General features: G+C 39.4%; 18 protein-coding genes. 14 read left to right on the top strand and 4 right to left on the bottom strand.

What is annotated here, in order from left to right:
* Window positions 1–18 precede the first annotated feature (18 nt).
* Window positions 19–432 (bottom strand): tail fiber assembly protein, encoded by a 414-nt coding sequence (locus ABE954_RS12820; RefSeq protein ID WP_226618960.1) that lies wholly within the window; start codon window positions 430–432, stop codon window positions 19–21.
* 4 nt (window positions 433–436) lie between these two features.
* Entirely contained in the window at window positions 437–1,153 is a 717-nt protein-coding gene (locus ABE954_RS12815; protein ID WP_226618962.1) for a hypothetical protein, read from the bottom strand.
* Window positions 1,154–1,317: 164 nt separating this feature from the next.
* Between ABE954_RS12815 and ABE954_RS12810 the strand changes: the two genes are divergently transcribed.
* The 3 genes from ABE954_RS12810 to ABE954_RS12800 all read left to right on the top strand — a co-directional run bounded on the left by ABE954_RS12810 (window position 1,318) and on the right by ABE954_RS12800 (window position 2,813).
* A complete protein-coding gene (locus ABE954_RS12810) occupies window positions 1,318–1,497 on the top strand; it encodes a hypothetical protein (RefSeq protein ID WP_371025475.1) in 180 nt (59 codons plus the stop codon).
* Window positions 1,494–1,706, top strand: coding sequence for a hypothetical protein (locus ABE954_RS12805; RefSeq protein ID WP_131679954.1), 213 nt, complete (start codon window positions 1,494–1,496; stop codon window positions 1,704–1,706). The genes ABE954_RS12810 and ABE954_RS12805 overlap by 4 nt, the downstream gene beginning before the upstream one ends.
* 93 nt (window positions 1,707–1,799) lie before the next feature.
* Window positions 1,800–2,813 carry a tyrosine-type recombinase/integrase gene (locus ABE954_RS12800; RefSeq protein ID WP_166687185.1) on the top strand — a complete coding sequence of 338 codons (1,014 nt, stop codon included), beginning with the start codon at window positions 1,800–1,802 and terminating at the stop codon, window positions 2,811–2,813.
* A 118-nt stretch (window positions 2,814–2,931) separates the two neighbouring features.
* Here ABE954_RS12800 and ABE954_RS12795 read toward each other — a convergent pair whose 3' ends face one another.
* Entirely contained in the window at window positions 2,932–3,870 is a 939-nt protein-coding gene (locus tag ABE954_RS12795; RefSeq protein WP_210814206.1) for a RhoGAP domain-containing protein, read from the bottom strand.
* Window positions 3,871–3,985: 115 nt separating this feature from the next.
* Between ABE954_RS12795 and btuC the strand changes: the two genes are divergently transcribed.
* The 11 genes from btuC to ABE954_RS12740 all read left to right on the top strand — a co-directional run bounded on the left by btuC (window position 3,986) and on the right by ABE954_RS12740 (window position 14,976).
* Window positions 3,986–4,987 carry a vitamin B12 ABC transporter permease BtuC gene (gene btuC / locus ABE954_RS12790; RefSeq protein ID WP_210786949.1) on the top strand — a complete coding sequence of 334 codons (1,002 nt, stop codon included), beginning with the start codon at window positions 3,986–3,988 and terminating at the stop codon, window positions 4,985–4,987.
* A 5-nt stretch (window positions 4,988–4,992) separates the two neighbouring features.
* A complete protein-coding gene (locus ABE954_RS12785; RefSeq protein WP_042844062.1) occupies window positions 4,993–5,760 on the top strand; it encodes an ATP-binding cassette domain-containing protein in 768 nt (255 codons plus the stop codon).
* 128 nt (window positions 5,761–5,888) lie between these two features.
* Window positions 5,889–7,034 (top strand): UDP-4-amino-4-deoxy-L-arabinose aminotransferase, encoded by a 1,146-nt coding sequence (gene arnB / locus ABE954_RS12780; protein ID WP_042844061.1) that lies wholly within the window; start codon window positions 5,889–5,891, stop codon window positions 7,032–7,034.
* Window positions 7,034–8,026: an undecaprenyl-phosphate 4-deoxy-4-formamido-L-arabinose transferase gene (gene arnC, locus ABE954_RS12775; protein ID WP_042844059.1), complete on the top strand. Its 993-nt coding sequence runs from the start codon at window positions 7,034–7,036 to the stop codon at window positions 8,024–8,026. Before arnB ends, arnC begins: the two co-directional genes overlap by 1 nt.
* Window positions 8,026–10,011: a bifunctional UDP-4-amino-4-deoxy-L-arabinose formyltransferase/UDP-glucuronic acid oxidase ArnA gene (gene arnA / locus ABE954_RS12770; RefSeq protein WP_042844058.1), complete on the top strand. Its 1,986-nt coding sequence runs from the start codon at window positions 8,026–8,028 to the stop codon at window positions 10,009–10,011. Before arnC ends, arnA begins: the two co-directional genes overlap by 1 nt.
* On the top strand, window positions 10,011–10,904 hold the full coding sequence (gene arnD, locus ABE954_RS12765) for a 4-deoxy-4-formamido-L-arabinose-phosphoundecaprenol deformylase (protein ID WP_129465833.1): 894 nt from the start codon (window positions 10,011–10,013) through the stop codon (window positions 10,902–10,904). Before arnA ends, arnD begins: the two co-directional genes overlap by 1 nt.
* Window positions 10,905–10,911: 7 nt before the next feature.
* Window positions 10,912–12,570, top strand: a complete 1,659-nt coding sequence (gene arnT, locus ABE954_RS12760; RefSeq protein ID WP_210786947.1) for a lipid IV(A) 4-amino-4-deoxy-L-arabinosyltransferase — start codon at window positions 10,912–10,914, stop codon at window positions 12,568–12,570.
* Entirely contained in the window at window positions 12,567–12,914 is a 348-nt protein-coding gene (gene arnE / locus ABE954_RS12755; RefSeq protein WP_129465834.1) for a 4-amino-4-deoxy-L-arabinose-phosphoundecaprenol flippase subunit ArnE, read from the top strand. The genes arnT and arnE overlap by 4 nt, the downstream gene beginning before the upstream one ends.
* Window positions 12,911–13,330, top strand: coding sequence for a 4-amino-4-deoxy-L-arabinose-phosphoundecaprenol flippase subunit ArnF (gene arnF, locus ABE954_RS12750; RefSeq protein ID WP_210786944.1), 420 nt, complete (start codon window positions 12,911–12,913; stop codon window positions 13,328–13,330). The genes arnE and arnF overlap by 4 nt, the downstream gene beginning before the upstream one ends.
* A gap of 75 nt (window positions 13,331–13,405) precedes the next feature.
* A complete protein-coding gene (locus ABE954_RS12745; RefSeq protein WP_042844053.1) occupies window positions 13,406–13,894 on the top strand; it encodes a C40 family peptidase in 489 nt (162 codons plus the stop codon).
* Between the two features lie 65 nt (window positions 13,895–13,959).
* A complete protein-coding gene (locus ABE954_RS12740) occupies window positions 13,960–14,976 on the top strand; it encodes a lipoate--protein ligase (RefSeq protein ID WP_042844052.1) in 1,017 nt (338 codons plus the stop codon).
* A gap of 78 nt (window positions 14,977–15,054) precedes the next feature.
* Here the strand turns inward: ABE954_RS12740 and ABE954_RS12735 are convergent, their stop codons facing one another.
* On the bottom strand, window positions 15,055–15,426 hold the full coding sequence (locus ABE954_RS12735) for a helix-turn-helix domain-containing protein (protein ID WP_042844051.1): 372 nt from the start codon (window positions 15,424–15,426) through the stop codon (window positions 15,055–15,057).
* Window positions 15,427–15,523 lie beyond the last annotated feature (97 nt).

Below are 15,523 nucleotides of genomic sequence, written 5' to 3'. Positions count from 1 at the left end.
TAAGGCATCCTTAAAATATTACGGATAAACTGGCCAAACAATATCCGGTGCAGTTGAAGTGTCTACTCGATTTAATATTACCCGATATTTTTTCCAAGCGCTTAATTGTAATTTCTCACTTTCTAAAGCAATCCCTAAATCTAATGCATCTTGTAATGGTGCTATGATTTTATCTGCATGATTGATCAGTTTAGCTTTACATTTATTAGCTATGTAAACTTCTTTTTCTTTCAATTCAGCCGCTCCAAGTTCTTTCCATTCTGGGAGTCCGTTAAAGTTTTGTATAACTTTGAAACCTAACTTCTCGGTTTTTGTAAACTCATCATAAGTAGACTGGGGCACCCAAACGCCTTTTAAGTCACTTTCAATCTCAGCACTGAAAGTTTCAGATTCGCTAATAAAACCTGTACCATCAAAAAAATACTGATTCATTTTATTACTCCCATACATAGATACGGGTAGGATCGAAATAAACTCGCCCGTAAAATTTCAATTTTGTTCCGCTGGCAGATGCTTGTATCATTGTGGAGTTACCATCAACACTACTCACTACAAATTCAACACCATCAGCGGGAACAAGGGTTGGTAAACTCATTGAGTTTTTATGAACGTTATTAGTTATCGCAATAATTCGCCCAGTTAGAGATTCAGGTAGCGTTACGGTGAAATCACCACTCCAGTTTGTAATTGTATAAATGAGTCTTTGCTTATATTTATAAGTACCAATTCCCCCATTACCATTACCCGTTTTTTGCACATAACGACTATCACCCTGAGTCTGTGTTAATGCCCCAACATCCCCCGCTGTTAGCGAAATATCCGTGCTTAGAGGTTTATTGTTGACCTTTCGCCCACTAGGAACCCGCCCATTGGCATTGGTGTTAGCATCCGTACCTGCTTTTTTCGCATCGGCGACTTTGGTGTCGGTTTCGGTTTTCGTGTATGCACTGACATCGCCAGCTACTAAATTGATGTCTGTTGTTAATGGCTTTCCATTGACTTTGCGTGATGTGGGCACGCGCCCATTGGCATTATTGTTAGCATCCGTACCCGCTTTTTTCGCATCGGCGACTTTGGTATCGGCTTCAGTTTTTGTGTATGCCCCCACATCACCGGCTGTTAAACGAATTAGCTTGCCTGTTGGTTTGCTCATTTAGTTACCTCCACAGAAATAAAGTCTGTTGCCTTTAATGCTTCCGCTAGAAATAGGGTTGTTCCCTCAATGGTATAAGCGTGGCCTTGTGGCTGTGATAGGCCGTTTAATGTCACTGACAATACTTTGACATTACCAATGGGAAAATCAGTATTGGAGAGAGATTGCTTTTGATCCGTGAAAGCGAAAGGCTCTCAAGTAGACCGGAAGTTACTGAAATGCTTGGTATTCCTACTAATGCTTTGTGGTTTATTACAGGTAAGACCGCTCCAGAATCAGGACAAATAGCACCTGCACTTTATGACCCTAAAAATTATGAAACAGACGAGGAAAAACAAGCATGACCTTAAATGAAAAGCTTAACGAAATGCTAGATGTAGAAAAGATTAGAATGGCGGTACCGCAAAATATCAACTGGCTTTTTGTTGAACGTATTTTGAAGCACCGAAAACTAGAAAAGTATAGCTTATGGATTACGACCGGGAAGATACTTCCTGAAGCTGGTCAAATTTCACCGGCTATCGCGCACAGTGGGCATACTCTAATAATTTAGTTGTTTATACGTACAAAAATTGGTTGGAAATATACCAACATTATATTTGTAATGAAAATCTAGAATTACCCCGTTTAACCGGAGGGCGCAACAATGACTATTAAGGCGCTTGAAGGTGGACGTTACAAAGTGGATATCAGACCGCAGGGCAGATCAGGAAAGAGAGTTCAGCGGATATTTAAAAAGAAAGCCGATGCAATAGCTTATGAAAGAAGCGTCATGCTAACTGCAAATAATGACGAGTGGAACAGCGAATCAAGAGACTACAGATCATTACATGATATATGTGATATTTGGTGGAATTTTATTGGTCGTAACCTAAAGTATTCAAAAAAATACAAGGCTATTTTAACAAGAATAACTAAGGACATGGGTAACCCCTCTGTATACCAGATTACACCTAAGTTATTAGCTAGATACTGCTCTGATAGATTACAAAGTGGCGTGAAAGCATCAACTATCAATAGAGAGTTTAACTTGCTAATGAGCATTTTTACTTCATTGGCCGAAATTGGCGAGTGCTCTAAAAACAACCCGATTAAGTCTCTTGGTAAGTTGAAAGAAGAAAAACCAGAAATGGCCTATTTGACAAAAAGTGATATTGAAAAATTACTTAATGTCATGACCGATGATTACTTACGCATAACTATTTTATGTCTAAGTACGGGGGCAAGATGGGGAGAAGCCATTAGTTTAAAGGCTGAAAACTTATTACATGGGCGAGTTACATTTATGAAAACGAAAAATGGTAGACATAGAACTGTTCCCATTTCTGATGATGTAATGAGAACTGTAAAAGTAAAAGATTCTGGATTACTTTTCGATGTTGATTATGTGACCTACAGATCAATACTGAAAGAAGTTAAACCAGATTTGCCGCATGGTCAGGCCGTGCATGTTTTACGGCATTCTTTTGCAGCTCACTTTATGATGAACGGTGGCAATATTCTCACTCTTCAAAAAATCATGGGTCATGCGAGTATTCAGCAAACAATGACGTACGCACACTTTGCCCCTGACTATTTAAATGAGGCCATTTCATGCAACCCTTTAAGGGGAGGCATCCACATTCCATCCACCGATATGGGGTGTAATGATGCGAATTAACGTATCATAAAATTCGTAAGCTATTGAAAAATATTGCTAGCCCCGATGTTCTGGGGCTGGCAATGACCGCCTAGGCGGTCTTTTGTTTTTGGAAACTGTGATAGTAGTTGAGAGTTGATTAGACATCATAGGATTGCAATTTTAAATCGTGATTAATTAGAGCTTCTATGTAAATTTGTGCGTCACTATTTAATTTAAACTGAGAATCAGAAGGTAGATCTGATCTAGTGACCAAACTAGGTGCAAAACAAGTTGCTAAGTTATAAGCACCCATTTTATTTATTTCCTTATTTTTTGTGATTTCAGCGAATAGAGGAATGACTAATTGTAGTGTTAACGGTGTTTTTTCAAGAGATAAAAATGCATGTTGAGCATTTTTATCTAGTTCTTTCTGTTGCTCTCTTTTGTCCTGATTGGTTGAGTTTTGAGTGGAAATTTCCTTTAATAACGCAGATTTTTGTTGTATTGCATCGGCTAATTTATGAATGGATTCTGGAGGGGTTTCTAATGAATGAATATTTTTTTCTATTAGATTAGCAGCAATCCTTTTGTAAGCTGAAGTATAAATTTTAATATCAACAATATCTTTGTTTAAAAGATATTCTTTAAGTGGTTTGCCTGCGAGCAGGTGTGAGACTAACTTATCACGTTCAAGCGCATTTGCTGATGTGCGAAAAATACCAATTGTTTCATTGTAGTTTGGGTGAGTTAAAATGGCGCTACCCAGTTTATTAAGCTGAAGATAATTCATTTTTTCATCGCTAGTGAGCTCTTTACAGTAACCGATAGCCTTTATGTTTTCTTGCTCTATCTTTTTCGCAGCTAATTTGTTTTTTTCACAAATTGGTGAGGTTGGGGGCATTTCAGTAGAGAAGGTGGGATAGTGTTTGACCGTATTTGATTGAAACTTGTGTAAGATATAGTTTTTTATACTAGACAGAATATTGATTTTTCTGATTGAATTTATAAACCCTTTCTTCTTCTCACTAGAGGGACGCATATTTTCGTGAGGATTTGTTATCAGTGATGATTTGAGTGCATTGTTTCTAACTTTCATAGGTTTCCATAGAGATTATGTTAAAATTAAAAATTAATTTAAATCTATGGTGATAATATATCTTGCATAAAAAACGGTAATTTTCTAACTCAATAATAAATAAGTAAATATATATATGACTTATTCTTTGCTTGGATTACAAAAACAACAAAATAAATCAGACATACGTTTAATCGTGTTTTTGTTTTTCTCCCTTTTTATCATTGCAATATTATCGCTTAGTGCAGGGGAGATTTGGTATTGGCCTAGCCAATGGATGAATGACACAGCACAACTTTTTGTTTGGCAAATTCGTTTTCCTCGCACACTTACGGTCATTGTGATTGGTGCAGCTCTTGCTGTCACAGGGGCAATAATGCAAGCCTTATTTGAAAACCCATTAGCAGAACCTGGCTTATTAGGTGTGAGTAATGGCGCAGGTGTTGCTGTAGTATTGACTGTATTACTATCGTCAGGCATGACATATTACTGGCTATTAAGTGTTAGCGCGATTATAGGTGCTTTACTGTTTACCTCTATATTGCTTTACTTTGCTCGTCGTAAGGACATGAATAATTCCAGTTTATTGCTTGTTGGGGTTGCACTTGGTGTGATTAGTGGGGCTTGTATGACATGGATGGTGTATATGAGCAGTAATTTGGATTTACGCCAATTACTCTATTGGATGATGGGGAGTTTTAGTGGGGTTGATTGGCGCCAAATGGGCTTAGTGGCTGCATGTTTGCCCTTTTTATTTTGGGCTCTTTTTCAAGGGAATGTGTTGAATTATATTTCATTGGGGGCCGTTCAAGCTTATCAGTTAGGTATCTCAATACATAAATGGCGAATTATTTTAATTGTTATTAGCGGAGTCTTGATTGGGCTTAGTGTTGCCATTGCCGGTGCTATTAGTTTCATTGGTTTAGTTGTTCCACATATATTGCGGTTAAGTGGTATCACGGATAATCGTTTATTATTACTGGGTTGTGCGGTTGCCGGCGGGTTGGGCTTATTGGTTGCAGACTTACTTTCTCGCTTATTAATCGCGAATGCAGAAATACCAATTGGTGTGGTCACTGCCACATTGGGTGCACCAATATTTATCGTATTATTAATTCGTCATCAACAATGGCGGTAAATACGATGAATGATCAACCAATAATTGATATTAAAAATATTAACGTTAATAAACGGTTAATTAATATTTCAGCTCAGGCTTTTCCCGGTGAGCAAATTCATTTATTAGGCGCAAATGGCTCAGGGAAAAGTTCGTTATTAGGTGCGATAAGTGGTTATTTGCCTGTAGCGGGGGATATCCACATTAATGGTATTAATCTACAACAGTATCGTGTTTCTCAATTAGCTACCCAACGTGCGTATTTTCCTCAGTTCGTCAATACCATGCCTATCTTGAAAGTTTTTCAATATCTTGAGTTATTTTCACCTAAAAACTCGCGACTAATAGGTATTTTTGAACGTTTATGTACTGATTTTCAATTAATGCCCTTACTTCGAAAACGGATTACACAACTTTCTGGAGGTGAGTGGCAACGAGTTAGACTTACTGCAGCATTTTTACAGGTTTGGGATGAACAGTCATTGGCGGGAAAATTCATATTATTTGATGAACCAATGAGCAATTTAGACATTATCCAACAGGCAACGTTAGATAAATGGATTAAATATTTTTGTGATTGCCTAGGAACCGTTATAATGAGTGGACACGACCTCAACCATTCTTATAAAAATGCGTCTGGTATTTGGCTGATGAAACAAGGAAGGCTAATGGCGATAGGAAAACCTGATGAGGTGATGACCGAAAAAAATTTATCTGACATTTTTATGTCTGAAATTAAGCTAAGTCAAAACACATCGAATAGAATGTGGCAAATTATAAAATTAGCGGATTAATCGAAAAGTTGATTTAATCACTTATTTTTATGCGGGATAATACAGCAAGATTCGCAAGTGTTGAGGTTCGGTTAAAGTATAATTAACTAGAATATTCTATTCACAATGAAAACTAGGCTATAAACAATATGAGCAATTTCTTACCATTTTCAAAACCAGCAATTGGTGATGAAGAGGTCAAGGCAGTTGAAAAAGTTCTGCGTTCAGGCTGGATTACAACAGGCCCACAGAATCACCAGTTAGAAGAGGATTTCTGTAAACGCTATGGTTGTAAGCATGCGATAGCACTTTCATCTGCTACTGCGGGTATGCATGTTGTCTTAATGGCATTAGGTATCGGCCCAGGTGATGAGGTGATTACACCATCACAAACATGGGTTTCAACCATTAATATGATTGAATTACTGGGTGCTACACCTGTAATGATTGATGTTGACCGCGATACATTGATGATCCAACCCGAAGCGGTAGAAAAAGCGCTAACAACAAAAACTAAAGCAATTATTCCTGTACATTACGCAGGAGCTCCTTGTGATTTAGACGCGTTGCGTTTAATTGCGCAAAAAGCGGGCGTTGTATTGATTGAAGATGCTGCACATGCTGTTGGTACGCGTTATAAAAATGAGTGGATTGGCGAGAAAGGCACGTCTATTTTCTCATTCCATGCTATTAAAAATGTTACTTGTGCAGAAGGGGGGTTAGTCGCAACAGATGACGACGAACTTGCTCAGCGCGTACGCACACTTAAATTTCATGGTTTAGGGGTTGATGCGTTTGATAGGCAAATGCAAGGCCGCAAGCCACAAGCTGAAGTTGTAGAACCCGGTTTTAAATACAATTTATCGGATATCCATGCCGCAATAGCGGTAGTGCAGTTATCTCGTGTTGAGCAATTAAATCAACGTCGAGCTGAACTGACAGCACAGTATCGTGAATTGCTAAAAGACTCTCCATTACAGATGCTTAGTGTTCCTAATTATCCTCATTTGCATGCTAATCATTTATTTATGGTTCGTGTTGATAAAAACGAATGTGGTATTGACCGTGACACTTTCATGGAAAAATTGAAAGAGCACGATATTGGAACGGGGCTACATTTTCGCGCAGCCCATACACAAAAATATTACCGTGAAAAATATCCTGAATTAACGTTACCTGAATCGACATGGAATAGTGCAACATTATGTTCGTTACCGCTGTTTCCAGATATGACGGATGATGATGTTAAACGGGTTGTAAAAGCAGTAGAAGCAGTTCTTTTGGAGTCTAAATAGTGTCATACGCAGATGAATTTGATGAGATAAAAAAAGTCTCAGTGGTAATCCCTGTCTATAATGAAGAACAGAGCTTGCCACAATTATTAGAACGTACTATCAAATCATGTAAACAACTGACTCAATCTTATGAGTTAATTTTGGTCGATGATGGTAGTAGTGACCGCTCAGCACAAATGTTAACGGATGCAGCAGAAAACCCTGATAACCATGTGATTGCTATTATCCTTAATCGTAACTATGGTCAGCACTCTGCTATTATGGCGGGCTTTAATCAAGCAGATGGGGATTTAGTTATTACCTTGGATGCGGATTTACAAAATCCACCTGAGGAAATCCCACGTTTAGTGCAAACAGCGTCGCAAGGTTATGATGTAGTAGGCACGCGTCGTGCTAATCGCCAAGATTCTTGGTTCCGTAAAACGGCATCTAAGATGATTAATGCGATGATCACTCAAGCAACAGGGCGTTCAATGGGGGATTACGGTTGCATGTTACGTGCTTACCGCCGCCATATCATTCAAGCTATGTTGCAATGTCATGAAAGAAGTACATTTATTCCTATTCTTGCGAATACGTTTGCGCGTAGAACGATTGAAATTGATGTTGCGCATGCGGAACGTGAGTTTGGTGATTCTAAATACAGCTTTATGAAGCTGATTAACTTAATGTATGACTTGTTGACTTGCCTAACTACTGCGCCACTGCGTTTATTAAGCGTTGTGGGTAGTGTTATTGCTGTCGGTGGTTTCCTGCTGGCGGTTTTATTGATTGCACTACGTTTAATTTTTGGCGCAGAGTGGGCAGCAGATGGCGTATTTACCCTGTTTGCAGTACTCTTTATGTTTATTGGTGCGCAGTTTGTTGCTATGGGTTTATTAGGTGAATACATCGGTAGAATTTACAATGATGTGCGCGCGAGACCTCGTTATTTTATTCAAAAAGTCGTCGGAGCAGACCTTAAATCCGACAAAAATCAGGAAGAAGACTAATGAAAGCTATTGTTTTTGCCTATCATGATATTGGCTGCGTAGGGCTAAAAGCGCTTGAAAAAGCGGGTTTTGATATTCAAGCAGTGTTTACTCACACTGATGACCCAAATGAAAACCACTTTTACTCTTCAGTTGCACGCTTAAGCGCTGACATGGAGCTTCCTGTTTTCGCACCTGAAAACGTTAATCACCCACTGTGGATTGAGCGTATTCGCGAAATGAAACCTGATGTGATTTTCTCTTTTTATTACCGTGATATGCTAAGTGAAGAACTGCTGTCAATTGCACCTAAAGGGGCTTTTAACTTGCATGGTTCATTACTGCCTAAATATCGTGGTCGTGCGCCTATCAATTGGGCACTATTAAAAGGTGAAAATGAAACGGGTGTAACCTTGCACAAGATGGTGGCTAAAGCTGATGCTGGCGATATCATTGCGCAAGAAAAAGTGGTAATCACTGAAACTGATACGGGCTTAACCTTACATGCAAAAGTTCGTGAGGCGGCAGAAGTTTTATTAGATAAAACACTACCACTAATCGAAGCGGGTACCTATAAAGCGGTTGCTCAAGACGAAAGTCAAGCAACGTATTTTGGGCGTCGTACAGCGGAAGATGGTCAAATTGACTGGAACCGTAGCGCAAAAGAAATTGATTGTCTTATCCGTGCGGTGACTGAGCCATATCCAGGCGCGTTTACTTATTTAGGCGCACGCAAAATGGTTATTTGGCGTGCACGTGTTCTAGATGACAATCAAGGTAAAGCTGCGGGGACTGTACTTTCTAATGACCCTCTGCGTATTGCTTGTGGTCAAGGTGCGATTGAAGTTGTTAGTGGGCAAAGTGAAGCAGGTTTATATATGCAAGGTAACCGCCTTGCTACCGAAATGGGTATCGTGACTGATGTTCGTGTAGGTGCGAAACCAACTGCACAAGTTAAACGTCGTACTCGTGTTCTTATTTTGGGTGTAAATGGCTTTATTGGTAACCATTTAACTGAACGTTTATTAAAAGATGGAAATTACGATATCTATGGTATGGATATCGGTTCATCAGCAATTGAGCGTTTTATTGGTAACCCTCGTTTCCACTTTATTGAAGGTGATGTAAGCATCCATACTGAGTGGATTGAATATCACATTAAAAAATGTGACGTTATTCTGCCATTGGTTGCGATTGCAACACCAATCGAATACACCCGTAATCCGCTGCGTGTTTTCGAATTAGACTTTGAAGAAAACTTAAAAGTTGTTCGCTATTGCGTGAAATACAACAAGCGCATCATCTTCCCATCAACTTCTGAAGTTTATGGTATGTGTGATGATAAAGAGTTTGATGAAGACGAATCACGCTTGATCGTCGGTCCTATCAATAAGCAGCGTTGGATTTACTCTGTCTCTAAACAGTTACTTGACCGAGTAATTTGGGCATATGGTGCAAAAGAAGGTCTGAAATTTACCTTATTCCGTCCATTTAACTGGATGGGACCTCGTTTAGATAGCCTAAACTCTGCACGTATTGGTAGTTCACGCGCGATTACTCAGCTAATTTTAAACTTAGTTGAAGGTTCGCCAATCAAACTTGTTGATGGTGGTGCGCAGAAACGTTGCTTTACTGATATAAAAGATGGTATCGAAGCGTTATTCCGCATTATTGAAAACAAAGACGGTAAATGTGATGGCCAAATCATCAACATTGGTAACCCTACGAACGAAGCAAGTATTCGTGAACTGGCTGAAATGTTGTTAGAAAGCTTTGAAAATCACCCACAACGCGATAAGTTCCCTCCGTTTGCTGGCTTCCGTGAAATTGAAAGCAGTAGCTACTATGGTCAAGGCTATCAAGATGTCGAGCATCGTAAGCCAAGTGTTGAAAACGCACGCCGCTTATTAGATTGGGTTCCAACTATCGACATGAAAGATACTATTGAAGAAACATTAGATTTCTTCTTGCAAGGTGCAGTTGAAGAACTAGGTAATAAAGACTAATGAAAAAAGTTGGCTTGAGAATTGATGTGGATACCTACCAAGGTACATTAAAAGGGGTTCCACAATTACTCAAAGTGCTTAAACAGCACAACATTCAGGCCAGCTTTTTCTTCAGTGTAGGACCAGATAACATGGGGCGCCATTTATGGCGCCTTTTGCGTCCTAAATTTCTGTGGAAAATGCTCAGGTCGAATGCAGCGTCTCTTTATGGGTTAGATATTTTACTCGCAGGCACCGCTTGGCCGGGTAAAAAGATTGCTAAAGATTTAGGCTACTTGATGAAACAAACGTTGGATGAAGGCCATGAAGTTGGTCTACATGCATGGGATCATCAAGGTTGGCAAGCTAAAGTTGCAAAATGGAGTAAGTCACAACTTACCGAACAAGTGAAGTTAGGTGTTGATGCATTAGAATGTGCCATTGGTCAACGTGTAACATGCTCGGCTGTTGCTGGCTGGCGAGGTGATGAGCGAGTATTAGAAGTTAAACAAACGTTTAATTTTGACTACAATAGTGATTGTCGTGGCAAATATCCATTTCGACCGATTATGGCGGATGGTTCTCTTGGGACAGTTCAAATTCCTGTAACATTACCAACTTACGATGAAGTCGTAGGGACTGTCGTGAGTGATGAAGCATTTAATGATTTTATTCTTCAAGCAATTAAAGAAGATCAAGGCGTTCCAGTTTATACTATCCACACAGAAGTGGAAGGAATGTCAAAATCGGAACAATTTTTACAATTATTGGAACGAATCACACAAGAAGAAATCCAATTCTGTACATTGAGTGAATTACTGCCAGAGGATTTAAATTCATTGCCAAAAGGGCGTGTGGTCAGAGCACCATTCCCTGGGCGTGAAGGCTGGCTAGGCTGCCAAGAAGAGGTATAAGCAATCTATGTTGAATAACCGAGCGAGCAAAGTAGGAGCCTCTCTGCTGGCTCTTTTTTTTATCCTGACCTATTTATTGCCGTTGAACAGCCGTTTACTTTGGCAACCCGATGAAACACGCTATGCAGAAATCAGCCGCGAGATGCTACAGCGGGGGGACTGGATTGTCCCTTATATGTTGGATGTGCGTTATTTTGAAAAACCAGTTGCAGGTTATTGGATAAACAATATCAGCCAAATGATCTTTGGTGATACTAACTTTGCAGTTCGTTTCGGTTCTGTTTTTTGTATTCTTCTTAGTGCATTACTGGTTTATCGCATGGCAAAAATGATGTGGCGTAATAGCCACGTTGCTTATGTTGCAAGCCTGATTTACATCTCGATGTTTTTAGTTTTTTCCATCGGGACATACAGTGTACTTGACCCAATGTTATCTTTATGGATAGCGGCGAGTATGTTTTGTTGTTTATGGGCGATGAAAGCCAGAGAAGTCAAATCTAAACTTGGGGCATGGGTTTGCCTTGGGTTAGCTTGTGGTATGGCATTTATGACTAAGGGTTTTTTAGCCCTTGCTATACCCGTGATCGTCATGCTTCCAGTCACACTGTATCAAAGGCGTTTTCTTGAATTAGTAAAGTATGGGCCACTTGCGATAATTTCAGCGGTCATTATTAGCCTTCCATGGGCATTGGCGATTGCTAAACAAGAACCTGATTATTGGAATTATTTTTTCTGGATAGAGCATATTAAACGTTTTACTGCGGATGATGCTCAGCATATTGCACCTTTTTGGTATTATATCCCCATTATATTGCTCGGTGCCATCCCTTGGGCGGGTTTACTACCCGGCGCAATAATCAAAGGGTGGAAAGAACGTAAATCTAGCCCTGATATGTTCTTTTTACTGTGTTGGTTTATAGTGCCAGTTATCTTTTTTAGTATTTCTCGCGGTAAGTTACCAACCTATATGTTGCCGTTTATGGCGCCTTTAGCTCTCTTAATGGCAAAGTATGGGGTTGATTGCGTGCGTAATGGCACGATGAGAGCGCTAAAAGTTAATGGTATTATTAATATTGTATTGGGCATTGCTGCAGTGATTGCTGTGATTGTGATAAGCACAGTGATAAAGAAACCGTTATATGAGCCTGATGAATGGTCAAAAATGGTTTTAGGTGTCGTTGCTTTCTCTATCTGGGCGATCATCGGTTACCTTTGCACCGTGCTTAATGCCAAATATTGGCTTTGGGCTGCGTCATGTTCATTGGCGGTTAGCTTATGTATTGGTAGTGCCTTACCAAACAACACCATTGATTCGAAATTGCCGCAAAACTTTATTCATCAAAACCATGACTTGTTGATGAATAGCCGTTATTTAATGGCGAGTAATGTTGGTGTTGCGGCTGGTCTTGCTTGGGAAACTAAAAACTCAAATATTTATTTATATAATAGTAGTGGTGAGTTGACCTACGGTTTGAAATACCCTGACAGCCAACATCGGTTAGTTAAACCAGACCAATTTGCACAATGGTTAGCAAAATCACGTCAAGAAGGGCAGGTAACGGTGGTCTTTTTATTAGGTCGTAAAGAAGGGTTACCGGATATACCTAAACCAGATGAAGTCATTAAAAATTCGCGTATGGCGATTGTGGTTTATCATCAACAATGATAGCTCAACTATTACTATTATTACTTGTTAGCGTATTAACTTGCATGGGGCAAGTGGCTCAAAAACAAGCAGTGGTAAATTGGCAGAGTGAAAAAACCAATAAAACAGCATCAGCACTTCGGTGGCTGGTGCTGGCGGTTTTCATGTTGGGTCTTGGCATGTTGTTTTGGCTGAAGTTATTGGAAACCATGCCTCTCAGTATTGCTTACCCAATGCTAAGTATTAACTTTGTATTAATTACTTTGATTGGCCAGTTTATCTATAAAGAACAAACAGGGCTTAGTCATTGGCTAGGGGTCGCAGCGATCATGTTGGGTATTTTGCTAATGAGTATCAGTGTATGAATAAAGGATATTTATGGGTACTTGGCAGTGCACTACTAGTGACTGTGGCCCAACTGAGCTTGAAAGCCGGTGTGGTTGAGTTACCCTCATTTACACTTGGCTGGCACTGGTTACAAGCAGATTGGTTATTGGCAAATTTTGTTAGCCTAAGTATTATTTTTATAGGGTTAGTTTGCTACGCATTATCGATGCTATGTTGGTTATTTGCATTAAAATATATCGCATTAAATAAAGCCTACCCCCTTATCAGCCTTAGTTACGTATTCGTCTATATTCTCGCTGTTTTGTTACCTTGGTTTAATGAACCTGCGACATGGTTAAAAGCAGCGGGAATTGCCTTTATTTTATTAGGCGTTTGGTTGATTAGCCGACCAACAAAACAAATGAAAAGTAATAATAAGGGGGGTAAAATCTAAGTTGCTTATTTTTTATTCTTCACGCACTATAATCTCAGTTAAATATTGTAATAAGAACGATGAATAAGGTGCTTTATGCTTATAAAAATACAACACCTACCATTACTTTTGTGTCTAGTTTTAATCGGCTGTTCATCAACGACAGTTAAAAGGACACCGCCGCCGCCGCTAAAAACACAGTTGTCCGACCCAATAATGACAATAGCACAGTTAAAAGACCAATTAGAACAATGGTATGGGACGCCTTATCACTATGGTGGAATGAACCAAAGTGGTGTGGATTGTTCAGGTTTTGTTTATCGCACCTTTAACGATCGTTTTGCTATCCAGCTGCCCCGAACGACGGTGGACCAAACTCAGTTAGGGACGCGAATTGATAAATCGGATTTGATGCCAGGGGATTTGGTTTTCTTTAAGACTGGTTCAGGGGAAAATGGGTTACATGTGGGTATTTATGATACCGATAATACTTTTATTCATGCTTCAACCAGTAAAGGGGTGATCCGTTCCTCAATGGATAACGTTTATTGGCGAAAAGTGTTCTGGCAAGCAAGGCGCATCTAAACTCGCTATTTTTTTCAGTGATTATGCTATCTTAGAAGCAATTTTTGTTTTAAGGGTAGTTTTTAATGTCTAGGTTACGTTTACTTATCTCCGAATCTTTTGATCCTTGGTTTAACCTTGCGGTTGAAGAAACTATTTTTCGACAAATGTCAGCAGATCAACGTGTTATGTTTTTATGGCGTAATGCGGACACGGTGGTTATTGGTCGAGCTCAAAATCCTTGGAAAGAATGTAATACCAGAAGGATGGATGAGGACAATGTTCGCTTAGCACGTCGTAGTAGTGGCGGTGGCGCAGTATTCCATGATCTGGGAAATACATGTTTTACGTTTATGGCGGGGAAACCTGAATACGATAAAACAGTTTCTACACAAATTATCGTTGATGGTTTAGCTCAAGTGGGTATCGCTGCACAAATTTCTGGGCGTAATGATTTGGTTTTAGACACTGAAAATGGCCTAAGAAAAATCTCTGGCTCTGCATATCGTGAAACAAAAGACAGGGGTTTTCATCATGGAACCTTGTTAATAAATGCAGATTTAAGTCGTCTAGCAAACTATTTGAACCCAGACCCTAAAAAGTTGCAAGCAAAGGGGATCACCTCGGTACGCTCTCGGGTCGCAAATTTATCTGAATTAGTCCCTAATATTTCCCACGAAAAAGTATGCGAAGGCATTATTAAAAGCTTTTTCGAGCATTTCGGTGAGACGGTTGACCCCGAATATATTTCCCCTGAGAAGTTACCTGATCTACCCAATTTCAAGGAAACTTTTGCTAAACAAAGTAGCTGGGAATGGAATTTTGGGCAGGCGCCTGCCTTTTCACATTACTCTGATACTCGATTCCCGTGGGGGGGAATTGAATTTCATTTTGATATTGAAAAAGGTGTGATTAACCGCTGTCAATTTTTTACTGATAGCTTAGACCCTTCGCCATTAGAGTGGCTCAGTGAACAGCTAGTTGGTAAGGTCTATCAAACAGAGACTATTCGTTTATTAAGTAAACAAATGATGCAGAAATGGCCTCAATTACAGGAACAATTGGCTGATTTAGAAAACTGGTTGGTTTTAGAGTTAAGTTAAAAAAAGAGCCGACAGTTGTCGGCTCAGACATAGACATTAAAATAACGAATAGGAAAAGGGACTTATTGAATAAAATAATTAACTATGACAGTTACAAGTCATAAAGCTTTTACATTCCGGCATTTCACCAGTTTGGCGGAATTTTGCCGGCGTTGTATCAAAATGTTTTTTAAATATACGAGTAAATGTAGCTTGTGAGCTGAAGCCATATTGCAACGCAATATCAAGAATAGGTAAGTTGCCTTCACGTAATGATTTAGCGGCTTCTAACAAGCGGCGTTTACGCACATACTCGCCAAGCGTGCATCCTTTCATTTCTTTGAAAACACGCTGTAAATGCCATTTCGAATAACCACTTTTATCGGCTATTGTGTCGATTTTGATGCCTTCATTGCGTTGCAACTGGCTTTCTAGCCACTTAACAATATCATTGACTACACTTTCTGACATATTTACCTCCTACTCAAGTAGGCTATTGTTCATTAATAACTAATAATAACTCACGAAATTAGGATCTATTCTTCCTGTTTTTCCGATATATCGATAG

It is taken from the genome of Providencia sp. TYF-12 (genome assembly GCF_041344805.1).
Classification (GTDB): domain Bacteria; phylum Pseudomonadota; class Gammaproteobacteria; order Enterobacterales; family Enterobacteriaceae; genus Providencia; species Providencia huashanensis.
This window is presented reverse-complemented; position numbering and strand designations above follow the sequence as displayed.